This window comes from Nocardia vulneris (genome assembly GCF_001613425.1).
In the GTDB taxonomy this organism is placed as follows: Bacteria; Actinomycetota; Actinomycetes; order Mycobacteriales; family Mycobacteriaceae; genus Nocardia; species Nocardia vulneris.
Map to the genome: position 1 here is coordinate 180,636 of NZ_BDCI01000021.1, position 22,308 is coordinate 202,943.

Sequence of the window (22,308 nt, forward strand, 5' to 3'; positions counted from 1 at the left end):
CGACGTGACGTTCGAGAACATGCGCGCGGGTACGTCAGCCGAAGTCGGACGTACCCGCGCCGGGCATCACAGGAAGATGCCGAGTGCCGCGAGGAACGCGCCTGCGCCGACCGTGGCCAGAGCGAGAAGACCGCCGAGAATTGCACTGATCATGTTTCTTTCCTTTCTTGCTCCCGCCGAAGCGGGCGTACACACAGCTAATCGCCGGCTATACGACGTGTGTTTCACCACATTTTCGCGGGAGCAGAAAAGAAAACCGGTCGGCGCCAGAAATCCTGGCACCGACCGGGAGAAATTCAGCGCAGGTGCGAAAGTTCCTCGCGGGCCTTTTCACCCGCGGTACCGAGATCGGTACGCGTGAAAACGTTCCACCGCTGCAGCAGCGGCTTGAAAACCAGCTCGTCCTGCCGCGCCGGATCGTAGATCCCGGCCGCGGCGAGTACGTCGTCGCTGTTGCGCCCGTCGGCCAGGGTCACCGATGGCACGGCGAAATCGGCGATCCGATCGGCGATGGCCCGCATCGTCTGATCCGGCGCCACGTTGAAGCCCGCCTCGACCATCTTCGCGAAGAACTCGGCCTGCAGTTCGTCGTCGCGCGCGATGCGCTCGGCGATCGCGGTGACCATCGGGCTCTCGTTCAGCGCGGCGGTGTTGCGGTGCCGGATCGCGGCGGCGACCTCTTCGAAAGCGCACGCGGCGAGCACGTCGAGCAGATGCATGCCGGGGCGGCGGAAGCCGGTGGTCATGTGCGCCATCCGCATCCGCTCCAGTTCGACCGGGTCCACCGACCTGGTCACCATGAGGAAGTTGCGGATCAGGATCTCGTGACGGTTCTCCTCGGCGGTCCAGCGGCCGACCCAGCGCCACCAGGCCCCGGTGCGCAGGTACTTGCCGAGCTCGCGATGGTACGAGGGCAGGTTGTCCGCGATGAGCACGCTGACGGTCAAGGCCAGCTTGGCCACCTCGCTGAGTTCGGACTGTTCCGGATCCCAGTCGATACCACCGAGGAACGAGAAGTTACGGCCGTCGTCCCACGGCACGTAGTCGTGCGGCTGCCACCCGTCGGCGGCGTCGATGTGACGGCGCAGGGTGGATTCCACGTCCAGCTCGAGCGATTCGAGCAACTCGCGATCGGTCAAGAGAGTTTGCACCTAGACAACCTAGCGGTTGAGCCCGTGATACGGGGATTCAATGAATGAGACCGGACGGGCGTCCAGGACCGCCGTGGGCGGTCCCGGACGCCGAAATGCCAACTACTACTTCATCGTGACGGTCGTCTTGCCGTCCACCCAGGTGATGGTGCCGCCGGTGAAGTCGCTCTCCTTGCCGCCCGCGATGTCCTTCTCGTCGCTGGTGGGGTAGCCCAGCTTGCCCATGGCGCCGCCGTTCTCCTCCCACGCCTTGCGGATCTCGCCCCAGACGATGTGCGCCTGGCCGTCTTTGGCCTTGTAGACCGTGCCGCCGACGAAGTCCTGGTACTTGCCCTCTTCGGGACCGGACTCCTGCGCCTCCAGCGGAGCGCCGAGGGCGCCGGTCGGGCCGCCGCTCTGCATGTACTTGTCGAAGATGTCGCCGGAAACGGTGAGTTCGCCACGCTGCGTGGCGATCTTGGTCTCCTCCGCGGCACCCGAGGCGTGCTCCTCACCGCTGTGCATCGCGGCCGAGGTGGCCGTGACCGACGCCGCGGCGTTGTTGTCGTTCTTGTCGTCGTCCTTGCTGCAACCCGCGACGATCAGGCCAGCGGCCGCGAGCAGGGCAGTGTATCCAGCCGTTCGTCGAGCGAAGTGGTGCATTTCCATCCTCTCGAAAGTGGCTACCGCGGACGTCCCCGGCACGGTGACGCCGCTGGCAGCCTAGGCCGATGTTCAGCAATGACCCGGCGAATCATCAAGTGACACGCCGGGTCATGCGGAACAGCTATGGCCGGGATATTACCCGTCGGCTATTCGGCGAAACACACCGCCCAGATCAGGCGTTGGGCCCGTACTCCTCCAGCATCTCTGTGACGAGCGCCGCAATCGGCGAGCGCTCACTGCGGGTGAGTGTGATGTGAGCAAACAGCGGGTGACCCTTCAGCTTCTCGATCACCGCGGCCACACCGTCGTGCCGGCCGACCCGCAGATTGTCCCGCTGGGCCACGTCGTGGGTGAGCACCACCCGCGACCCGGTGCCGAGCCGGCTGAGCACGGTGAGCAGCACGTTGCGTTCCAGCGACTGCGCCTCGTCCACGATCACGAAGGAGTCGTGCAGCGATCGGCCGCGAATGTGGGTGAGCGGCAACACCTCCAGCATGTCGCGACTGAGCACCTCCTCCATCACCTCGCGGCTGGCCAGTCCGTCGAGCGTGTCGAAGACCGCCTGCGCCCAGGGGCCCATCTTCTCGCTCTCACTACCCGGCAGATAGCCGAGTTCCTGGCCGCCGACGGCGTAGAGCGGCCGGAACACCACCACTTTGCGCTGGGTGCGCCGCTCCAGCACCGCCTCCAGGCCCGCGGTCAGCGCGAGCGCGGACTTACCGGTGCCCGCCCGGCCGCCGAGCGAAACGATGCCGACGCTCTCGTCCAGCAGCAGATCCAGGGCGATGCGCTGCTCGGCGGAGCGGCCGTGCAGGCCGAACGCCTCGCGCTCGCGCACCAGCTGGACCCGCTTGTCCGGGGTGACCCGGCCGAGCGCGCTGGAACTGCTGCCGAGGAGCCGGATTCCGGTGTGGCACGGCAGTTCCCGCGCGCCATCGAGATCCAGCACGGACTCCGCGTAGAGCTGGTCGATCTGCGCCGAGTTGACGTCGAGTTCCACCATGCCGGACCAGCCGGAGGTGACGACGTCCTGCGCGTGATACTCGTCGGCCTGTAAGCCCACCGCACTCGCTTTGACCCGCAGCGGAATGTCCTTCGACACGAGCACCACCTGGCGGCCCTCGGCCGCGAGATTGAGTGCGCACGCCAGGATTCGGGAATCATTGGTGTCGGTGCGGAAGCCGACCGGAAGGACCGCGGGATCGGTGTGGTTCAGTTCCACCTGCAGCGTTCCACCCTCGGTGCCGATCGGCACCTGCTGATCCAGCCTGCCGTGCTGCAGGCGCAGATCATCCAGGTTGCGCAGGGCTTCCCGCGCGAACCAGCCCAGTTCGTGGTGATGCCGCTTGCCTTCGAGTTCGCTGATGACCACCAGCGGAAGCACGACGTCGTGTTCGCCGAAACGGGTGAAAGCCCAGGGATCGGACAACAGGACCGACGTGTCGATGACGAAGGTATCGGCCGGGGAATGCGAGGGGTGTGCCCCCTTCGCGGCGGTTCCGCCTTTCGCGGAACGGGATTGCGCCGAGGGAGCGGGAACGGAGCGTGAAGCAGTCACGGTGGGCTCCTCTTTGTCCGCGCGGCACCCGCACGAACGATCTCGCTGGACCGGTCCGTCCTGATGGACCCGACGTTGCCGTCAGATGCCACGAGGGCCGGGTGCCGGCCCCCTCGTACTGAATAGCTCAGTCACGGTCAGGACCTCCCGTACGAGCCACACCGCCGCGGCCCGCACCACCGACGCTACCGCCGAACCACGCTTCCCCGCTTCCGCACAGGTAGGCGTGTCCGTGAATTTGTCGTTAACCTCACGCCCCGGCCGCGCTCGCCGGGCCGTCGCTGCCGGTCGGCGCGAGCCGCCGCTGCGCCGGTGCGGTCCCCGGCCCGCATCCGGCGCGGCCCGCTACAGTCGCTGGTATGGCCGGTAACGAGGACCTGGACACGCTGTCGTCGAAGGAACTGCACGACCGAGCGGTGAAGCTTGCCGTCCGACACGGGGACGTGAAGTTCCTGTGGCGGCTGCTCACCTCGATCCCGGCCGCCGAGGCCGCCGCGGGCAACCTCGGCGAGAGCGAGGCCGATATCAAGTACGTGCTGCCCATGATCGACGACTACATCCACGCCGGTGACGGCGAGATCGCCGAGGTGTTGCGGCCGTTCTATCTGGAATACCTGAACGAGCACAGCTGACCTCGGTCTAGGAGTCCGTTGCGGTGGTCACCGAGATCGCCGCGGACGGACAGGTCTGCTCCGCTTCCCGCGCCGCGGTGTGCTGCCCGGGCGGCGGCGCGGCATCGAGCAGCCACACCCGGCCGTCGGCGGTGTCCTGATCGAACACGGCGGGGGCGAGCAGCGCGCACATCCCCGCGCCGACGCAGCGGTCCCGATCGACGGTGATCTTCATCGAGCGCTCCTCCCTACCAGGTGACCGGAAGCCGGTACACGCCGTAGATGTCCATGTCGTGCCGTAGCGGCACCTGCTCGGGCGGCACCGCGAGCCGCAGGGTCGGGAACCGAGTCAGCAAGGCGGGCAACGCGACCCGCATCTCGACGCGCGCCAGTTGCTGACCGAGACACTGATGCGGGCCGTGCCCGAAGCCGAGATGCCCGACGGCGTTGCGGCGGATATCGAAGCTGTCCGGGTCGTCGTACTTGGCGGGGTCGCGATCGGCCGCCTGGAACGACAGCGCGACCGTCTGGCCCGCCGTGATCAGCTGCCCGTCGATCTCGACGTCCTCGAGCGCGACCCGGGTCGAGGTGTGCGTGATGGTGAGATAGCGCATCAGCTCTTCGATCGTCTGATCCGCGAGTTCGGGGCGCGCCCGCAGCTCGGCCAGTTGATCGGGGTGGCCGAGCAGCGCGAAGGTGCCCAGCGCGATCATGTTCGCCGTGGTGTCCAGGCCCGCCCCGAGCAGCAGCGCGCCGACACCGGACAGCTCGTCCTCGGCGAGTTCGGTGCCGGTGAGGTCGCTGAGCAGGTCGTCGGTGGGCGCGGCCCGCTTGGCCACGACCAGCTCGCGGATGTAGTTCTGCACCTCGATGAACGCGTTGTTGCGATCCACGACCGCCGAGTTCACGCTGTTCGCGGCGACGAGGAACCGATGGAAGGTGTCCCGGTCGGCCGGGGGCACACCGAGCAGTTCGCAGACGGTCAGCGCGGGCACCGGAAAAGCGAACGCCTCCACCAGATCCACCGGACCGCCGGTGCGCGCCATGGCGTCCAGATGGTCGGTGGTGATCTGCTCGACCCGCTCGGTGAGCTGTCCCATGCGCCGGACAGTGAACTTGCCCGCCAGCAACTTTCGGTATCGCGTGTGCGCCGGGGCGTCGACGCCGAGCATGTCGCCGGGCAGGGCGGGCGGCATCTCGCCCATCGGGGCGAACGGGTAGTGGATCAGCTCGTAGCGGACGCTGAACCGCGGATCGGCCAGGATCGCCCGTACCGTCGCGTAACCCGTGGCGAGCCAGCCGCGGTGGTCGTCCGGAAAGGTGAACGGCACCAGCGGACGCAGCGCGGCCAGTTCCGCGGGCGGATCGAACGGGCACCCCGGCGGTCGGACGGTCGGCAGCTCGACGACTTCGGACAAGGACTCGTTCATGGCGATTCCCCTCGATCGATGATGTTTTTGGCTTGATCTGAACGCTACGTTGCGTTCGGATCAGGTCAATGCGGGAATCGCTGATTTCACGGAACTTACTGGTATGAGCCAGATTTGAATTGCAATGGGAATGCGGGTGAATGCACCGACGGAGTCCCGTCGTTGCAATGAGATGCGACTGAGCGCAATACTTGGGTCCCACGGAACGGACGGGGAGGCGCACATGCCGGGCGGCAGATTGACCGAGCAGGAACGCATGCTCATCGCCGAAGGTCTGTCCGCAGGGATCGGCTACGCCGAGATCGCCCGGCAGTTGGCGCGGCCGACCTCGACCGTGAGCCGGGAGGTCACCCGCAACGGCGGACCGAGCCGCTATCACCCGGGCCGGGCGCACCGGGCCACCGAGCGGCGCGCGCGGCGCAGCGGATCACGCACCGGCGCAACGACTCCCGCGCCCGGAGCAGGCGCACTGCGCGAATTCGCCGAGCAGCTCACCGTGTTGATGGCCAAGTCCGGCCTGCCGCGCACCGCGGCCGCCGTGCTCACCTCGCTCTATCTCACCGATTCCGGCAGCCGCACCGCCGCCGAACTCGTCGAACAATTGCACGTCAGCCCGGCGACCGTTTCGGCCGCGGTGAAGGCGCTCGAAGTCCAGGGGCTGATCCGGCGCGAACGCGAGGCCGGCAGTCGGCGCGAGCGCTATGTCGTCGACGAACACGCTTGGGTCCGTGCGACTGTGACCAGCGCGCAGCAGATCTACGATCTCGCCGAGATCTCCCGGCGCGGCGTCGAAGTGCTCGGCGTCGACACCCCCGCCGGCGCCCGCGCGCACGAGACCAGCCGCTTCTTCGAGTTCGTCGGCCGCGACATGATCGAATCCGCCGAGCGGTGGCGAAAGGTGCTGGATCAGGAGCGAATACGGGACTGACTCACCGCGACAGCGCGGCCCGCGCGACGCCGGCGACCGCGCCGCGCAGCAGGTTCTCCCAGCTGAAGTGGTCGTCCCACAGGATGATTCGGCCGTCGCGCACCTCGAGCGTGCCCATCACCCAGAACGCCACCCGCACGGGCCCGACCCGCAGCACGTCGGTGCGATCGGTGAGCACGAAGTCGCCGTCGGCGGCGATGTGATGGATCTGCACCTCGAAACCGAACGCGTCGCGCTCCAGTCCGCGCAGGATCTTGCGCGTCAGCCCGCCGCCGACAGCGGGCAGCGTGGAATTCTTCCAGACCACGTCGGGGTGCAGCAGTTCCAGCGCCTCGGCGACGGCGCCTAGCTCGAGCGCGGAGAAGAACTCCCGCACCGTGGTGATCGCGTCCTGCTGGAGGTCGAGGTCCTGGGTCATGGTCCGACCATAGGCCGCAGACCCACTGTTCGACAGACCCGATCCGAAACGGCTACGTCGTGGCGCGGGCCGCGATCAGCACGCCGAGACCGTCGAGGATGCGATCGATGCCGAACCGCAGCGCACCCACCCCGCCCGCGACCGCGCCCTCCTCGGCGAACGCGGCCACCGCCAGCGGATATCGGTCCGACGCCACCGACACCATGGCCGCGAGTTGCCCCGCGACCTGTTCCTGGAACGCCTCCGCGACGGCCGGACCCTGCTGCACGAGGCTGCGCACGTGTCCCGACAGCAGCACGATGGAGTCCAGGCACTCCGGTGCGGTCAGCCGGGTCTCGGCGAGCGCACCCAGCGCGGCTTCCATCCACCCCATCTCGTTGGGCCCCATCGGCCGCACCCCCACGGTGAGCTCGATCCCCCACGGATGGGCACGGTAGCGCTCGAACAATGTCTCGGCCCACCCACAGAGCGCGGCGCGCCAGGGTTCCTCACCCGAGTCACGCTGCACCGCAGCGATTTCCGGCGGTGCGCCGATGGCTTCCTCCAGCATCAGCGCGGTCAGCTGCTCCTTGCCCGGCACATACCGGTACAGCGACATCTTCGTGAACCCGAGCCGATCCGCGAGCCGCTGCATGGACAGGTTCGCCAGCCCTTCGGCGTCGGCGAGCGCGATCGCCTCCGCCACGATCCCCGCCAGCGTGAGAGCGGGTTTCGGCCCGCGCTTGGGCCGCTGCTGGATACCCCAGAGCAGTTCGACGGTGGTCGGCGTCGGCATGGCCCCATCCTTCCGGAGGACGTCTTGACTTCAAAACTGTGTCTACCATACGCTGATCTGTGTCCATCGGAAACAGAATCCGTCGGACACAGATCAGGACTTCAGGAGCCACCATGCGCAACAAGACCGTTCTCATCTCCGGCGCGAGCATCGCCGGGCCCGCCCTCGCCTACTGGCTGCACCGCTACGGTTTCGACGTCACCGTGGTCGAACGCGCCCCGGCGCTGCGGCCGGGCGGCCAGGCCATCGACTTCAAAGGCCACACCCACTTCACCGTGCTGGAACGGATGGGCATCCTCGACGACATCCGGGCCCGCCGGACCGGGACCAGCGACACCGTCTTCGTCGACGACAACGGCACACGGCTCGCCGTGATGTCCGGCGAGTTCACCGGCGGCGAGCTGGAGATCCTGCGCGGCGACCTGGCCGAGGTGATGTACCAGCGCACCGCCGACCGCTGCACATACCTGTTCGGCGACTCGATCAGCGCGCTCACCCAGCACGCCGACGGCGTGCACGTCGAATTCGAGCACGGGCCCGCCCGCACCTTCGACCTGGTCTTCGGCGCCGACGGCATCCACTCCCGGGTACGCCGACTCGCGTTCGGGCCGGAACGCGATCTCGTCGAATACCTCGGCTACTACTACTGCATCGCGGGCGCGAGTCCGTGGCGCGGCGACCGTCTCGGGTCGCGCGAACGCGCGATCGGTCACGGGCACAACGTCCCCGGCAAGCTCGCGATCAGCGGCGGCGCGAAAGCACAGCAGATGTACGTGTTCGCCTCCCCCGAACTCGACTACGCGCGCGACGACACCGCGGCCCAGCGCCGCCTCGTCGAGCAGGCGTTCGCGGACGTCGGCTGGGAAGTGCCGCGGATGCTCGGCGAAATGCGGGACTTCGACGACTTCTACCTCGACACCCTCAGCCTGGTACGCCTGAAAGGCCACTACACCAAGGGCCGGGTCGCGTTGATCGGCGACGCAGGATACGGAAACACCTTGGGCGGCTTCGGAACCGGGCTCGCCGTGGTCGGCGCGTACGTGCTCGCGGGCGAACTCGCCGTCGCCGGTGGGGATTACGAAGTGGCCTTCGCCCGCTACGACGAGATCATGCGGGGCTACGCCAAGATCGCGGGCAACAGCAACGCGGGCCGGTTCCTCGCGCCGAAGACCGCACTCGGCATCCGGCTGCGCAACCGCTTCTTCAACTCACGCCTGTTCACCCTCATGATGAAGTACACCGGCAAGGTCGCCAACGACATCGACCTGCGGGACTACCCCAGCCTCGTCGCCGCCGCAGAGATCAACTGAAACCATTTGGCGCGCATCGGATTGGACCCCACCGACGGTTCCAGGCCGACCGGTACGTGCCGGTCCATTCCCGATCCGCAGACAGCAATGAATCGGCTGTGTTTCGATGGAACCGATGCGGGGCGAGGCGCGTCTATAGGGTCAGAGGCACTGACGAAAGGGGACGGTGATGGTGGACAGCCCGTTTCCGGGGTACATCGAGGATGCGAAGTCCGGGGCGTTGCAGGTGCGGATGGATCCGCAGGGGTTCGTCGATATGGACAAGGCGTGCCAGGAGCTGATCGATGCGCTCGTCGCGGTGCAGACCGATGCGCGCGAGCTCGGTGAGCGGCAGTATTGGGGCCTGGGCGAAGGTAATCCGCGGTTGACGTCCGCCGTCGAACTGGTCGGCATGTTCCGCGAAAAAGCCCTCGGTGGACCGAATAACGCCTTCGACACCCTCGCCGACTACATCGCGGTGGCCCAAGAGGTCCAAGCCATGTTCACCGCGATGCGCGACACCTATGCGCGCACCGACGCCGGATTCGCCGCGAAACTGCGGGAGCTCAGCGTATGAGCCTCGGCTGTGACAGAAAGGCCACTCCGCGAACAGGTTTCGCGGCGATAGCGGTGGGGTTACTGCTCCTGACCGGTTGCGTCGGGGAAAAGGCAGGCGGCACACCGACAACGACCACCCCGGCGAATCAGTCTGCCGCCGCGACAACGCAGGTCGCGTCGAACCCGCACACCGCTTTCGATCCGTGCTCGGCCTTGACGCCCCAGTTCCTGGCCGTTCATCAGTGGGATGCCAAACCACCGGAACCCAAGCAGGACAGCGCCGCCGGAGTCACGTGGAAAGGTTGCCGCTACGTCGCCAAGGCGGGTTACGGCTTCGTCGTGGAGACCACCACCGGCACACTCGCCCAGGTACGGGAGAAATTCCCCGCCGCCACCGAGGTCGCGGCGGGCGCACGCAAGGCCCTGCGCTACGAAGCGCGACCGGACGTGCCGGGCGGATGCACCATCAATGTCGAGATGCAATCCGGATCCCTGTACATCCTCACCAACGTGCCGCAGACACCGGCGAACAAACACCTCGGCGCTTGCGATATCACCACCGAAATCGCCCAATCAGTCGCACCATTGCTGCCGGCGGGCAGCTGAACAACCCTACGGGGGAGCGATCATGAAACAGACCGACGGCCGCGCGATCACCAATCCCGAGAACGCGCAAAGCTTTACCCACGCCGAGATCAAGCAGGCGGCCGACGAGATGAGCCCGGACGGGGTGAACAGCGCGGTCGACGCCTGGTCGAAGATGGCTACCGCGGTAACCAACGCCGGTCACCAGTTCGAGACCGCGATCAAGCAGGCGGTCGAACAGCATTGGGAGGGTGCGGCCGCCGAGCAGGCGGTGCGCGGTATCCGCGACTACGCCACGCGGGTCGGTGAATTCGGGGAGTCGTTGAATGCGCAGAGCACGCCGCTGTCGCAGGCTTCCGGCGCGGCGGCGAAATTCAAGGCATCGGTGCCCCCGGTGGTGGACACGTCGACGAATCCGCGCGGACCGGAACTGCGCAACGCGGGCGAGGAGCAGGCCCGCGACGACATGACCACGCACTATATCCAGCCGTACGGCACCACCGCCCCGGCCATTCCGACGTTGCCGCCGCCGATCAACCCGGTTTCCGCACCACTACCGAGTCCCGGCACCGGGACGGGCAGCGACACCGGTACCGGCCCGGCCACCACCACCGACGGCGATACCGGCTCCGGCACAACCGGTTCCGGGACGTCGTCGGAGAACAGCGGCGATGCCGAAACCGGCCGAGCCGAGCAGCCGACCGAGCCCGGTTCCGGCGAAGAACAGCCGAGTACTGAACCCGCTGCCACCCAGTCGGCTTCGAACGGCCAGCCCACCGACACCGCGACGACGCCGGCGGCCACCACCGCTAAACCGACCACCACGGCCAGCCCGTTCAGCACCCTTCCGACGGTGGTGCCGCCTTCGACGCTGCCGAGCACGCCGTCGAATCCGTCGACGGTCACCTCGGCCGCGGTCAACGGGACACCGAACCGGCCGAGCACGCCGACGTTCGATCGTCCGAGCGGTGTGGCGAACCCGGTCAACGACCCGGGCACCTCACGTCCCGCCACGCCCGCGACGACACCTGGCGCCACCGGCACGCAGCCGGCCGCCGCCTCGGTACGCGCCGGAACTCCCGGTGTCGCAGGGTATTCCGGCATGGTCCCGCCGGGCGTCCGCGCCCGCGGCGAGGACGACGACGAGCACAAGGCGCCCGGCTATCTGCGGACCGAGGAGCACGCGAAGGAACTGCTCGGCGAGGTGAAGCCCACGGTGCCGCCGGTGATCGGGGTCGAATGACGTCGCAGTGGTCGCTGTCGGCAGAGCAGTTCGCGGCGGCCTGGTTCGGTACCGGCCTCGACCGCCTGCCTTTTCCGTTCCGCTTCACCAGCCGATTCCCCGGCTTGCACGAATACCAGCTCTACCAGCAACGATTTCGGGAAGAACTAGCCAGGGAGGAGCGAATCCCGCTGTCGCGCACCATCACCGCGCTGGCCCGGCCCGACTGGCGGATCGAGCTGCTCGGTTGCGACAACACCCGCGACGGCGTCGAGCTGCGGGCCATCGGCTGCGCGACCCGCAGCGGCGTCGGCGTGATCGCGCGGCAAGAGCAGGCTCCCGACGGTGGCCGGGTGCAGTTGCGGCGATGCCGCGCCGACCAGCTCGCGAGCGAGCTGGTGCGCATGCTCCCGGACGCGGGCGCGGGCAGCACGGGTGAGAAGAGCTTCCTCCTGGACGATCTCAACGACGATCGGCCCGACCTGTTCGGCAGCGCGCCCGCCAGCGAGGTGAAGGAGAAGTATCGGCGGTTCTGGCGGCAAACCTGCACCACCCGGGGGATGGCCTCGGTGCTGCTCGGCCCGCGCAACGCCGAACCGCTGCGCACCGGCCGCCTGCGCTGGATCGACACGACCGACGGCCGCTACTACGAGGTTCCGGCCAATCGTGCCCTGATGATCAGGCCGGGCACCAGCGCCGATATCCGGCGCTACCTCGACGATGCGATCGCCCGGGCCAGGGCGCGGATGGATGCCGGGTGAGCGGTGTTGGCGGCACCGCGCGTGGGTAACTCGCCGATATGACTACTACTCGGGACGAGATCGAGTCTTTTCTGGTCGAATATCGAACCGGATTGAGCACCTTCGACGCCGAGCGTTCGGTGGCGCTGTGGGGCGAGCCGGGCATGATCGTCAGTGACGCGTTCGTCGGCGCACTGTCCAGCACCGCCGACATGGCCGAGGGACTGAAGCAGTCCTACCCGTTCTATCAGGCGCTCGGCCTCGCCTCCGTCGGCCACACGTTGCTCGAACAGGCCGACCTCACCGCCCGCGTCACCCGAATCCGCGTCCGTTGGCACTTCTATGACGGTGACGGTACGGAAATGACCGACAGCGACTACGAATACCTGCTGCGCCGCGACGACGACGGCCGGTTGCACGTCCATCTGGCTGTGGCCATCGACGAAATGGAGAAGCTCGCCGCCCTCGCGGCCGCCAAGGGAATCGAGATGCCGGGCAGCTGAGGCGCCTCGAGCGTCGATTCACGTATTACGGCGGATGGCCTCGGTGAGCACGCGAGCTTCGCATGCGAAACGGGCTCGCACCCCCGGTTGTGGAGGTGCGAGCCCGTTCAGGAAATCGGTGGGACTCAGCCGAGCAGGCGCCAGTCCTCCAGGCCGTCGTACAGCGGGACGCTCTGGGCGAGCTTGGTCACGCGGCCGCGCAGGGTGTCCACATCGGAGGTGCCGGCGAGGGCACTGGCGATGATGTCGGCGACCTCGGTGAACTCGGTGTCGCCGAAGCCGCGGGTGGCCAGCGCCGCGGTGCCGATGCGCAGGCCCGAGGTGACCATCGGCGGGCGCGGGTCGAACGGAACAGCGTTGCGGTTCACCGTGATTCCGATCTCGTGCAGCAGATCCTCGCCCTGCTGACCGTCGAGCTCGGAGTTGCGCAGATCGACGAGCACCAGGTGCACGTCGGTGCCGCCGGTGAGCACGCTGACGCCCTTGCCCTGCACGTCGGCCGCGGTCAGACGGTCGGCGAGGATCTTCGCGCCGGACAGGGTGCGCTCCTGCCGCTCCTTGAACTCGCCACCGGCAGCGATCTTGAAGGCGACGGCCTTCGCGGCGATGGCGTGCATGAGCGGACCGCCCTGCTGTCCGGGGAACACCGCGCTGTTGAGCTTCTTGGCGAAGTCCTGCTTGGCCAGGATGAGGCCGGACCGCGGGCCGCCGAGGGTCTTGTGCACGGTGGACGACACGACGTGCGCGTGCGGCACCGGCGAGGGGTGCAGACCCGCGGCGACCAGACCGGCGAAGTGCGCCATGTCCACCCACAGGTAGGCGCCGACCTCGTCGGCGATCGCGCGGAACGCGGCGAAGTCCTGCTGGCGCGGGTAGGCCGACCAGCCCGCGACGATCACCTTCGGACGAGCCTCGAGCGCGATCTTGCGCACCTCGTCCATGTCGATGCGGTGGTCTTCTTTGCTGACCCCGTAGAAATGCGTCTCGTAGAGCTTGCCGGAGAAGTTCAGCCGCATGCCGTGGGTCAGGTGACCGCCGTGCGCGAGGTCGAGGCCGAGCAGTTTGTCGCCCGGATCCATCAGCGCCATCAGCACCGCGGCGTTCGCCTGCGCGCCGGAATGCGGCTGTACGTTGGCGAATTCGGCGCCGAACAGATCCTTGGCACGGTCGCGCGCGAGGGTCTCGACGACGTCGACGTGCTCGCAGCCACCGTAGTAGCGACGGCCCGGGTAGCCCTCGGCGTACTTGTTGGTCAGCACGCTGCCCTGCGCCTGCAGTACCGCGCGGGGCACGAAATTCTCCGAGGCGATCATCTCGAGCGTGTCGCGCTCGCGGGCGAGTTCCCCCGCCATCGCGGCGGCGAGCTCCGGGTCGAGCTCACCGAGAGATTGAGTATTGACCGAGGCCGTCGTCTGCGTCACCGCCTCAGTCTATGGGCCGCCTTTGCGCCCATCAGCAGGGGGTTCGCCGCACGTCACCAACCGGCCACGGCCCCACCGTGTCGCGTCTGCGCACCGGGATACCCAGCACTAGCCGTCGCGGGCGCGCTACTTCGCCGCACCGAGATAATGGTCCAGCAGGACACCGAGGTGTTTCTGCGCATCGAGCAACGGCTGGGTGGACTTCATCGCGCGGGACTGGACGATGGCACCCTCCATCGCGCTGATCACGAAACCGGCGAACGACGCGCCTTCCTCGGCCGGTAGACCTGCGGTTTCCATTGCGCTGCCGAGCTTTTCGTGCCAGTCGGCGAAGGCCGCACCGGCCGCGGCCTGTACCCCGGGTTCGGATTCGGCGAGCGCGGCGCCGACGATCGGGCACCCGGTGCGGAACGAACTCGTTTCGAGGGCGTTGACCCACCAGCCGATCAGGGCGTCCAGCCACTGCTGGGCGGGGCGGGACGCGGTGATCTTCTCGATCACCGCGGCGAGGCGCTCGCCCGCGACCGTGGTGGCGGTGGCCACCAACTCGCTCTTGCCTTCGGGAAAGTGCTGGTAGAGCGAGTTGCGCGAGGCCTTGCCGCGGTCGAGCAGCGCGGCGAGTCCGGCCGCGTGCACGCCTTGCTCGCAGACCAGTTGGATCGCGCTCTCGATCAAGCGAGCGCGGGGGCCGGCCATCCGGGCTCCTTCCGGGACGCAGTTGCGTGAACCGATCGGTCCATGCTCCAATCATGACAGATGTGGACCGATCGGTTCACCGAAAGGAGTGGATCGATGTCGGAAACCACCCTCGACCTCGCACAGCTGTCCGGTCTGGAATTGCTCCGGACCGCGATGACGACGCCGGATCGTCCGCCGTTCATCGGCGATCTGCTCGGCATGGAGGTGGACCTGATCGAACCGGGCAAGGTGGTCTTCGCGGTGCGCACCAGGCCCGATTTCGCCAACCCGCTCGGCACCACGCACGGCGGCATCTGCGCGACCCTGCTGGACTCGGTGATGGGCTGCGCGGTGCACACCACGCTGGAGGCGGGCGTCGGATACACGACGCTGGAGCTGAAGGTGAACTACATCCGCGCGGTGCCGACCGACGGACAGCGCATCACCGCCACCGGCACCACCATTCACGTCGGCCGTAGCACCGCGACCGCCGAGGGCCGCGTCGTCGACGAGCAGGGCCGCCTGGTCGCGCATGCCACCACCACCTGCGCCATCTTCCGCGGAAACCGCTGAAACCCAAGGAAAACGAGGAGAACCGCTATGCGTGAACGCAGCCCCAGCGCAGCCGTCCGAAAGTTCCGCCGCGAACGGTTTTTCGGCCGCTACTTCGCCAACCCCGCCGTCGGCCTGCTCGACCGCGTCGGCATCCGGTCCGCGCTGCTCGCCGAACTGGAGACCATCGGCGCGAAAACCGGTCAGCCGCGCCGGGTCCCGGTGACCGTCTCGATCGATCCGGATGGCGCCTGGCTCATCTCCCAGCACGGCCGTCGCTCCGGCTGGGCCCGCAACATCGTCGCCGACCCCAAAGTCCGCCTGCGCCAGGGCAAACGCTGGTACACCGGCACCGCCGCATTCGTCCCCGACGACGATGTGGTCGCCCGCGCGCGCAGTTTCGCGACCGGCCGCATTCCCGAATCCGCCGCGGAATGGACGATGAAAGCGCTGGAAAGCGACCCGATCTCGGTGCGTATCACCTTTACGCCCGCCTGAACCTCTCGACGCGTGATCTCGGCACCGCACCCCCTCGCGACGTAGCGCCGATCGACGCACCCGGTATTCTCGCCGCAGCCCCAATCCCTTGGGGCGCAACATTTCGGGTCACTCGGAATGTAACGAAACAACCATTTTCGATCGGTTAACCGGGTGCACAGTCCACCCGTCGAGGAGTCAGCATGCTCGCCTTCGTCGCAGTTCCGTCCAACCCCCTCGAAGGGCTGCTCCGCCAGCTCGCCTTCATGATGTGCACCCTCTCCGCCGGGGTGAACTGCGGAGTCATCCAGTAGGACGCACACGGCCGCCGCGTAACCGGCGCTGCCGCGATTCGCACCCGCTGCCACTGCCCGGCGGCGGGTGCGAATTCGTGTTCGGCCTTGGGTGCGCGGGCGGACTTCAGTCGCGGCGGATCGCGCCCGGCGTGAGCGGCTCGTCCAGCAGGCGACGGAAACGATCCGAGCGCTCCTCGGCGTCGGCCGCACGATCCAGCCAGCCGCCGAGCAGGCGATACCCCTCGACGTAGGTGGAGATGTAGGCGCGCCAGAGCGGGGAGGACAGGAAGCGCAGCGATTGCCGGGCGCGCTCGGGGGTGACCAGGCTCCAGGTCTGCAGGAACTCGGCCACCTCGTCCTGGGTGCGATGCCGGTCGTGCAGCAGCAGCGCCGCGTCCTGGCGGACGCTGACGAGTTTCGCGGAGGCGTCCGAAAGTCGTTCCGCCCGTTCCCCGTCGAAGCGCAGGCCGAGGTCGGCGTAGATCTCCTGCGCCCACTTGCCCCAGCCGGGCCCGACCAGGGAGCGCAGCGCCAGGTCGGCCAGTCCCTCCGCCATCAGGCACTGCGGCGTGTTCACCAGGAACAGCGTCTGCTCGGCCTGGCCCGCGGCGACCAGGCCGGCCTCCTTGCGGCAGTGCTCGGTGTGGTGACCGGGGTAGGACTCGTGCGCGATCAACAGCGGCAGATGCGTCATGTGCTGTTTGAGATCGGCGTTGATCGCCACGCGCGAGTGGAAATTGCCGAGGTAGTAGTTGAATCCGGACCACGGCTTGTCGCCCACCACCTCGTAGGTGACGTGCTCGTGGTCGGGCAGCGGATAGCGGGCGCGGACCAACTCGCGCAGCGCGCCGGAGAACGCCTCGACGCAGGCCGGCAGCCGCTCCGGCGGGATCTCGTCGGCTTTGCGGTGCGCGGCCACCCGTTCGGCCAGCGGTCCGTCGCCGATCAGGACCTCGTCCATCTGCCGGTGCGCGTCGCGGTAGTCCTCGACGTCGGCGGGCGCGATATCGACGTCGAAGTAGGCGCGCACCTCGTCGACGAATCCGATGTCGTCGCCGGCGAACTTGCGCCCGGAGCATTCCAGCGCGCGCAGGTGCACATCCAGGAACTCGGTGCGCTCGGCCGTCAGCCCGGCGTCGGGCAACTCGGCGCGCAGGGCCGCCGCCCGCTGCGCCAGCTGTCGCGGCTCCGGTGCGGGACCGTTCGCCACATCGCGACGCAATGCCGGGTCACCGGTGTACGCGTCGACGAACCCCTCTTCCAAACGGTCGAATGCCAAGCCGAGCCGCAGGTACTCGGTCACGAGTGGATGCGCTTCCATCCGACCGACATTAGCCCTCCGCCGGGTGCGGCGCGCGGCACAATGACACCCCGGTTACCAACAGGTACCGGTACCCCGCTTTTCCCGCGCTACCGGCGCAGAGCAGAATTCGGCTATGCGGCGAAAGCTAGACCGAATCTCACTGAGCCGGCACGGTATGTGTGCGTGTTTGCCGAAGTGGAGCGTCGGGTAAGTGGCACGAATGAGCGAGCCGAGTCCGTATGTGGAATTCGACCGGAAACAGTGGCGAACTCTGCGTAAGTCGACTCCCCTGGTGCTCACCGAGGAAGAACTGAGGGGCCTGCGCGGTCTCGGCGAACAGATCGACCTCGAGGAAGTGGCCGAGGTTTATCTGCCGCTCGCTCGACTCATCCACCTCCAGGTGGCCGCGCGGCAGCGATTGTTCGCCGCCACCGCCACCTTCCTCGGCGAGACCCATCCCGATCGGCAGGTGCCGTTCGTGATCGGCGTCGCGGGCAGCGTCGCGGTCGGCAAATCGACCACCGCGCGCGTGCTGCAGGCGCTGCTGGCCCGCTGGGACCACCATCCCCGGGTGGATCTGGTCACCACCGACGGATTCCTCTATCCCACCGCGGAACTCACCCGGCGCGGCATCATGCACCGCAAGGGTTTTCCGGAAAGCTACGACCGCCGCAAGCTGCTGCGATTCGTCACCGAGGTGAAATCCGGTGCGGCCGAGGTGTGCGCGCCGGTGTATTCGCACATCTCCTACGACATCGTGCCGGACAAGTTCCACTGCGTGCGCCAGCCCGACATCCTGATCGTGGAGGGCCTGAACGTGCTGCAGACCGGTCCGCGGCTGATGGTCTCGGACCTGTTCGACTTCTCGATCTACGTCGACGCCCGCATCGAGGACATCGAGAAGTGGTACGTACAAAGGTTTCTCACCCTGCGCGAGACCGCGTTCGCGAACCCGAACGCGCATTTCCACCACTACGCCGGATTCACCGACGACCAGGCGACGCACGCCGCGGAGGAGATCTGGAACAACACCAACCGGCCGAATCTGGTGGAGAACATTCTGCCCACCCGGCCGCGCGCGACACTGGTGTTGCGTAAGGACGCCGACCACGCGATCAATCGGCTGCGGCTGCGTAAATTGTGATCCCGCTTACAATTTCCACGCCTCGTCCAGACGTTTGGCCACATTGATATCGCGGGCCGCGGCAATGTGCGGTTTGTCGATCTCTTTGGCGATATAGCGCGCGATGAAACGCCGGATCTCTTGATCGACGCTGGCGAGGATGCGCAGGAGCTGCCCGCGCATGGTGCCGGTGGCGACGTTGATCCGGACATCGCTGGAGCGCGGCGTCGCGATGTCGATGATCACCCGCAGCGGCTCCGCCGCGCGCACGGTCAGGTGCAGATGGATGTTGCCGTCGACCTCGAACCGATGCCGATCCAGCGCCAGATCGATGAGCATGTCCACGCTGAGCGGGATCTTCAGCTGGAACGAGATCACGTCCTCGACCTCGCGACGCACCTGCGCCTGCCCGAGTTGCACCTGCGCGCTCGCCTTGGCCAGCTTCGCCGGGCCGACTCCGATCGGGCCGAAATCGAATGCCGCACCGGTCAATTGGTCGAAGGCGCCGAGAATACGCTGCTCGGAGGCGGCGTACTCGAAGAAGCGCCTGCCGAACTCCTCGTAACCGATGTACGGCCCGGCGGCCGCGACCTGTGCACCGTTGCGGCCGTCTACCTCGCGCACGACGCCCTCCCCGCCGGCGCGAGCGCCCGTGCGCGCCGGACTAGATGCCGAACCTGCGATGTCTGGCCGCGTAGTCGCGCAGCGCCCGCAGGAAGTCCACACGCCGGAACTCCGGCCAGTACGCCTCGGTGAACCATATCTCCGAGTATGCGCTCTGCCACAGCAGAAAACCGGATAGCCGCTGCTCGCCGGAGGTGCGGATGACCAGATCCGGGTCGGGCTGGCCCGAGGTGTAGAGGTGCTGGCCGATCGCGTTCACGGTGATCGACTGCACCAGATCCTCGCCGGTCTCCCCCGCCGCGATCTCCTGGCGGACCAGCGAGCGCACCGCGTCGGTGATCTCCTGCCGGCCGCCGTAGCCGATGGCCACGTTGACGTGCACCCCGTTGCGGTCCTCGGTGCGCTCGGCGGCGGTGCGGATGCGCTTGGCGATCAACTCGGGGAATCCGTCGAGCGAGCCGACGACGCGCACGCTCCAATTCTGTTCCGGCGCCGACAGTTCCTCGACCACGTCGGTGATCACCTCGAACAGCGTCTCCAGCTCGTCGGGATCGCGCTGCAGGTTCTCGGTGGAGAGCAGGTAGACGGTGACCATCTCGATGCCCTCGGCCTGACACCAGCCGACGAGCTCGGCGATCTTCACCGCGCCGACGCGGTGGCCATGACTCACATCGGCGAAACCGTTCTCCCGAGCCCAGCGCCGATTACCATCGCACATCACCGCGACGTGGCGGGGATGTTGTTTGCCGGCCAGCTGCTTGGTCAGCCGGGCCTCGTAGATGCGATACGGCAAACCCCGCACCTGAACCGGAAGCTCCACGCGGGCCACCCTACGCCCCACGGACAGGATCCTGTCAGCCACCGCACATCCCGGTACAGTGACGAAGGGGCGGTAACCTACGGTCCCGTAGGTTACCGGTGAGTTCAAGCAGGAGGTAGCTCGTGTCCGAATCCGTCGGTGCCACCGACTCCGGGGTGGTCGCGGGATCGGCGCCCGAGGCGCTCGCCGAGGCGCTGATCAAACCTCGGATGCGCGGCTGGATCCATACCTGGGCGGTCGGCATCGCGGCCATCGCGGCCATCGTGCTGATCGCGAAGGCGGCGACCCTCTCGGCGACCGCGGGCTGGTCCACCCTGGTCTACGGACTGACCGTCTGCGGGCTGTTCGGCATCAGCGCGATCTATCACCGGATCACCTGGCCGACCACGCAGGCCCGGATCCGGATGAAGCGCGCGGACCACTCGATGATCTTCCTGTTCATCGCGGGCAGCTACACCCCGTTCGCGCTGCTCGGCCTGCCCGGCCGCACGGGACAGACGCTGCTGGCCGTGGTGTGGGCGGGCGCTCTGACCGGAGTCGCGCTGAAACTGTTGTGGCCCACCGCGCCCCGCTGGGTCGGCGTGCCGCTCTACCTGCTGCTCGGCTGGGCGATCGTGCCGGTCGCGGGTCAACTGAACACCAATATCGGTATCGCACCGCTGATCCTGCTGTTCATCGGCGGACTGCTCTACAGCGGCGGCGCGATCCTCTACGCCACCAAATGGCCCAACCCGTGGCCGACCGTGTTCGGCCATCACGAGTTCTTCCACGCCGCGACGGTGCTCGCCGCGCTGACGCACTACATCGCGGTCTGGCTGGTCGTACTGCGCTGACCTGCACACTCGGCCGGGCACACCGGCAGAATGCCTGGTTTTCACCGATTCGGCAATAAAGTCGGCAGCGACATCGGAACGACAATGGCGGCGCAGCGATGGCACAGCGGAGCGGAAACGAGGTGCACGGCATGATCGCGCGGCTGGTCATCTGGGCGCTGAAGGCACGCGCCGGGCTGGCTGCGGTGGTGATCGCCGCCAACCTCAGCGGTCTCGGGGTGATCGTCACCGAACTGTGGCTCAGCGGGTCGCTCACCATGCTCGGCGACAACTGGCTCCGATCGGTCTTCCTGGCGGGCATCTACCCGACCGTCGGTTTCGTGGCCGGCGTTGCGCTCGCGGTACGCGACCGCTCGTCCCATTTCGGCTGGCTCGACCAGGGGCGCAAGCCGACCGAGGACGAGGCGCGACAGGTGCTTCGACTGCCGATCATCATCACCACCCGGGCCTTCGCGGTGTGGATCACCGGCGTGATCGTCGCCACGATCACGCTGATGAACCTCGCACCCGACAACGACCCCGCCGTGATGGCCGCGCTGTTCACCCTCGGCGGGGCCGAATCGGTCGGGCTCACCTTCCTCATCGTGGACCGGTTGATCCGGCCGACCATTCCGGTGGTCGCCGCGGTGCTCGGGCCGACCATGCACTGGAGTTCGAGCGTGCTGGTCCGGGTGGTGGTGAGCTGGGCGGTGGCCGGCGCGCTGCCGCTGCTGATGCTGATCGTGGTGCTGGCCAACCCGGCCGCCGCCCCGACCGACCGCATCCGCACCGCCATCTACCTCTCCATCGTCGGCCTGACCGTCGGCGCGATCGCCACCGCCTTCCTGGCCCGCGCCGTCGCCTCGCCGATGCGCACGCTGCGCCGGGCGCTGGATCGGATCACCAGAGGCGAACTCGGCGTGCGGGTTCCGGTCGGCAGTACCAGCGAGATCGGGCGGCTGGAGAACTCGGTCAACGAACTCGCCGCGAATCTGTCCGAGCGGCAGCGGATGCGCGATCTGTTCGGCAGGCACGTCGGCAACGAGGTGGCCGAACGGGCACTGGCCGGCGGTGTCGACCTGACCGGTGACGTGCGCGAGGTGACCGCGCTGTTCGTCGACGTGACCGGCTCGGTCGAGCTGTCCACCGGACTGCCCCCGGAAGAGTTCGTGGCCAAGCTGAACCGGCTGCTCGCCACCGTGGTCGCCGCCACCGAGGAGAACAACGGTCTGGTCAACAAATTCGAAGGCGATGCGGCGCTGTGCATTTTCGGTGCCCCGATCGCGTTGCGCGACAACGCGACGCCCGCGCTGCGCGCCGCCCGCCGGATCCGGGACGAGGTGCTCGCCGCGGGAGAACTCGATATCGGCATCGGCCTGGCGCGCGGACCGGTCTTCGCGGGCAACGTCGGCTCCGACACCCGCCTGGAATACACCGTCATCGGCGACGCCGTGAACGAGGCCGCGCGCCTCACCACCGAGGCCAAAGAGGTGCCGCGCCGAATCCTGGTGAGCGGCGCGGTCATCGCGGCCGCGGCCGCACACGAACGCACCAAATGGGTGCACTACGAAACCATCCTGCTGCGCGGCATGCACACCCCGACCGTCTGCTGGACCGACAACGACCGGCGCGCCGCCGCCCGCCCCAGCCCGGCCACCACCGGCACCGCCACCGAACCCGTGATCGACGGCAGCACCATCGCCGACCCCCTCATCAAACGCAGCCCAGTAGCCGAAGCCCGCACCGCCACAGCTGAACCCGAGTGACCCGGCGGGTTCGAGTCGGTCAG

The 22,308-nt window shown here is 67.7% G+C and carries 25 protein-coding genes; 13 read left to right on the forward strand and 12 right to left on the reverse strand.

Annotated elements, in window-relative coordinates; translation table 11 throughout:
- Positions 1 to 296 precede the first annotated feature (296 nt).
- The 3 genes from NVU01S_RS22875 to phoH2 form a co-directional block, all read right to left on the reverse strand.
- Positions 297 to 1,151, reverse strand: a complete 855-nt coding sequence (locus tag NVU01S_RS22875; RefSeq protein ID WP_043666078.1) for an acyl-ACP desaturase — start codon at positions 1,149 to 1,151, stop codon at positions 297 to 299.
- A 105-nt stretch (positions 1,152 to 1,256) separates the two neighbouring features.
- Complete coding sequence (locus tag NVU01S_RS22880; RefSeq protein WP_307683195.1) at positions 1,257 to 1,799, reverse strand: LGFP repeat-containing protein; 543 nt, start codon at positions 1,797 to 1,799, stop codon at positions 1,257 to 1,259.
- 169 nt (positions 1,800 to 1,968) lie between these two features.
- A complete protein-coding gene (gene phoH2, locus NVU01S_RS22885) occupies positions 1,969 to 3,354 on the reverse strand; it encodes an RNA 5'-3' helicase PhoH2 (RefSeq protein ID WP_043666081.1) in 1,386 nt (461 codons plus the stop codon).
- 359 nt (positions 3,355 to 3,713) lie between these two features.
- Between phoH2 and NVU01S_RS22890 the strand changes: the two genes are divergently transcribed.
- Positions 3,714 to 3,986 (forward strand): hypothetical protein, encoded by a 273-nt coding sequence (locus NVU01S_RS22890; RefSeq protein ID WP_043666083.1) that lies wholly within the window; start codon positions 3,714 to 3,716, stop codon positions 3,984 to 3,986.
- Positions 3,987 to 3,993: 7 nt separating this feature from the next.
- Here the strand turns inward: NVU01S_RS22890 and NVU01S_RS22895 are convergent, their stop codons facing one another.
- Complete coding sequence (locus NVU01S_RS22895) at positions 3,994 to 4,200, reverse strand: ferredoxin (RefSeq protein ID WP_043666086.1); 207 nt, start codon at positions 4,198 to 4,200, stop codon at positions 3,994 to 3,996.
- A 13-nt stretch (positions 4,201 to 4,213) separates the two neighbouring features.
- On the reverse strand, positions 4,214 to 5,395 hold the full coding sequence (locus NVU01S_RS22900; RefSeq protein ID WP_043666089.1) for a cytochrome P450: 1,182 nt from the start codon (positions 5,393 to 5,395) through the stop codon (positions 4,214 to 4,216).
- A gap of 223 nt (positions 5,396 to 5,618) precedes the next feature.
- Between NVU01S_RS22900 and NVU01S_RS22905 the strand changes: the two genes are divergently transcribed.
- Positions 5,619 to 6,323, forward strand: coding sequence for a GbsR/MarR family transcriptional regulator (locus tag NVU01S_RS22905; RefSeq protein WP_043666092.1), 705 nt, complete (start codon positions 5,619 to 5,621; stop codon positions 6,321 to 6,323).
- Position 6,324: 1 nt separating this feature from the next.
- Here NVU01S_RS22905 and NVU01S_RS22910 read toward each other — a convergent pair whose 3' ends face one another.
- Together NVU01S_RS22910 and NVU01S_RS22915 are read right to left on the reverse strand one after the other, a co-directional pair.
- Complete coding sequence (locus tag NVU01S_RS22910) at positions 6,325 to 6,741, reverse strand: limonene-1,2-epoxide hydrolase family protein (protein ID WP_043666095.1); 417 nt, start codon at positions 6,739 to 6,741, stop codon at positions 6,325 to 6,327.
- Positions 6,742 to 6,793: 52 nt separating this feature from the next.
- Positions 6,794 to 7,516, reverse strand: a complete 723-nt coding sequence (locus tag NVU01S_RS22915) for a TetR/AcrR family transcriptional regulator (protein ID WP_043666098.1) — start codon at positions 7,514 to 7,516, stop codon at positions 6,794 to 6,796.
- Between the two features lie 113 nt (positions 7,517 to 7,629).
- Between NVU01S_RS22915 and NVU01S_RS22920 the strand changes: the two genes are divergently transcribed.
- The 6 genes from NVU01S_RS22920 (at position 7,630) to NVU01S_RS22945 (ending at position 12,413) form a co-directional block, all read left to right on the forward strand.
- On the forward strand, positions 7,630 to 8,826 hold the full coding sequence (locus NVU01S_RS22920) for an FAD-dependent monooxygenase (RefSeq protein WP_043666101.1): 1,197 nt from the start codon (positions 7,630 to 7,632) through the stop codon (positions 8,824 to 8,826).
- A 169-nt stretch (positions 8,827 to 8,995) separates the two neighbouring features.
- Complete coding sequence (locus tag NVU01S_RS22925; protein ID WP_043666104.1) at positions 8,996 to 9,382, forward strand: hypothetical protein; 387 nt, start codon at positions 8,996 to 8,998, stop codon at positions 9,380 to 9,382.
- Positions 9,383 to 9,435: 53 nt separating this feature from the next.
- Positions 9,436 to 9,969, forward strand: coding sequence for a DUF3558 domain-containing protein (locus tag NVU01S_RS22930; RefSeq protein ID WP_043666107.1), 534 nt, complete (start codon positions 9,436 to 9,438; stop codon positions 9,967 to 9,969).
- Between the two features lie 22 nt (positions 9,970 to 9,991).
- Positions 9,992 to 11,191 carry a hypothetical protein gene (locus tag NVU01S_RS22935; protein ID WP_043666110.1) on the forward strand — a complete coding sequence of 400 codons (1,200 nt, stop codon included), beginning with the start codon at positions 9,992 to 9,994 and terminating at the stop codon, positions 11,189 to 11,191.
- Positions 11,188 to 11,931, forward strand: coding sequence for an ESX secretion-associated protein EspG (locus NVU01S_RS22940; RefSeq protein ID WP_043666113.1), 744 nt, complete (start codon positions 11,188 to 11,190; stop codon positions 11,929 to 11,931). The genes NVU01S_RS22935 and NVU01S_RS22940 overlap by 4 nt, the downstream gene beginning before the upstream one ends.
- A 38-nt stretch (positions 11,932 to 11,969) precedes the next feature.
- Positions 11,970 to 12,413, forward strand: coding sequence for a DUF6841 family protein (locus NVU01S_RS22945; protein ID WP_014988059.1), 444 nt, complete (start codon positions 11,970 to 11,972; stop codon positions 12,411 to 12,413).
- A 125-nt stretch (positions 12,414 to 12,538) separates the two neighbouring features.
- On the opposite strand, the gene glyA is transcribed toward NVU01S_RS22945, so the two are convergent.
- Together glyA and NVU01S_RS22955 are read right to left on the reverse strand one after the other, a co-directional pair.
- Positions 12,539 to 13,834, reverse strand: a complete 1,296-nt coding sequence (gene glyA, locus NVU01S_RS22950; protein ID WP_043666116.1) for a serine hydroxymethyltransferase — start codon at positions 13,832 to 13,834, stop codon at positions 12,539 to 12,541.
- Between the two features lie 126 nt (positions 13,835 to 13,960).
- Positions 13,961 to 14,530 (reverse strand): TetR/AcrR family transcriptional regulator, encoded by a 570-nt coding sequence (locus NVU01S_RS22955; protein ID WP_052280291.1) that lies wholly within the window; start codon positions 14,528 to 14,530, stop codon positions 13,961 to 13,963.
- Positions 14,531 to 14,626: 96 nt separating this feature from the next.
- Between NVU01S_RS22955 and NVU01S_RS22960 the strand changes: the two genes are divergently transcribed.
- Together NVU01S_RS22960 and NVU01S_RS22965 are read left to right on the forward strand one after the other, a co-directional pair.
- Entirely contained in the window at positions 14,627 to 15,085 is a 459-nt protein-coding gene (locus NVU01S_RS22960) for a PaaI family thioesterase (protein WP_043666305.1), read from the forward strand.
- Between the two features lie 27 nt (positions 15,086 to 15,112).
- Positions 15,113 to 15,562 carry a nitroreductase family deazaflavin-dependent oxidoreductase gene (locus NVU01S_RS22965; RefSeq protein ID WP_043666118.1) on the forward strand — a complete coding sequence of 150 codons (450 nt, stop codon included), beginning with the start codon at positions 15,113 to 15,115 and terminating at the stop codon, positions 15,560 to 15,562.
- Positions 15,563 to 15,961: 399 nt separating this feature from the next.
- Here the strand turns inward: NVU01S_RS22965 and NVU01S_RS22970 are convergent, their stop codons facing one another.
- A complete protein-coding gene (locus NVU01S_RS22970) occupies positions 15,962 to 17,158 on the reverse strand; it encodes a hypothetical protein (protein ID WP_043666121.1) in 1,197 nt (398 codons plus the stop codon).
- 193 nt (positions 17,159 to 17,351) lie between these two features.
- Here NVU01S_RS22970 and coaA point away from each other — a divergent pair, with 193 nt between their 5' ends.
- Positions 17,352 to 18,284: a type I pantothenate kinase gene (gene coaA / locus NVU01S_RS22975; RefSeq protein ID WP_029899319.1), complete on the forward strand. Its 933-nt coding sequence runs from the start codon at positions 17,352 to 17,354 to the stop codon at positions 18,282 to 18,284.
- Between the two features lie 6 nt (positions 18,285 to 18,290).
- On the opposite strand, the gene NVU01S_RS22980 is transcribed toward coaA, so the two are convergent.
- Both NVU01S_RS22980 and NVU01S_RS22985 read right to left on the reverse strand, forming a co-directional pair.
- Positions 18,291 to 18,887: a hypothetical protein gene (locus tag NVU01S_RS22980; RefSeq protein ID WP_052280292.1), complete on the reverse strand. Its 597-nt coding sequence runs from the start codon at positions 18,885 to 18,887 to the stop codon at positions 18,291 to 18,293.
- A gap of 40 nt (positions 18,888 to 18,927) precedes the next feature.
- On the reverse strand, positions 18,928 to 19,716 hold the full coding sequence (locus tag NVU01S_RS22985; RefSeq protein WP_014988067.1) for an isoprenyl transferase: 789 nt from the start codon (positions 19,714 to 19,716) through the stop codon (positions 18,928 to 18,930).
- Positions 19,717 to 19,916: 200 nt separating this feature from the next.
- Between NVU01S_RS22985 and trhA the strand changes: the two genes are divergently transcribed.
- Together trhA and NVU01S_RS22995 are read left to right on the forward strand one after the other, a co-directional pair.
- Positions 19,917 to 20,540 (forward strand): PAQR family membrane homeostasis protein TrhA, encoded by a 624-nt coding sequence (trhA, locus tag NVU01S_RS22990; protein WP_052280307.1) that lies wholly within the window; start codon positions 19,917 to 19,919, stop codon positions 20,538 to 20,540.
- A 98-nt stretch (positions 20,541 to 20,638) separates the two neighbouring features.
- The gene (locus tag NVU01S_RS22995; protein ID WP_052280293.1) at positions 20,639 to 22,285 is read left to right on the forward strand and encodes an adenylate/guanylate cyclase domain-containing protein; all 1,647 of its coding nucleotides are present in this window, start codon (positions 20,639 to 20,641) and stop codon (positions 22,283 to 22,285) included.
- Positions 22,286 to 22,308 lie beyond the last annotated feature (23 nt).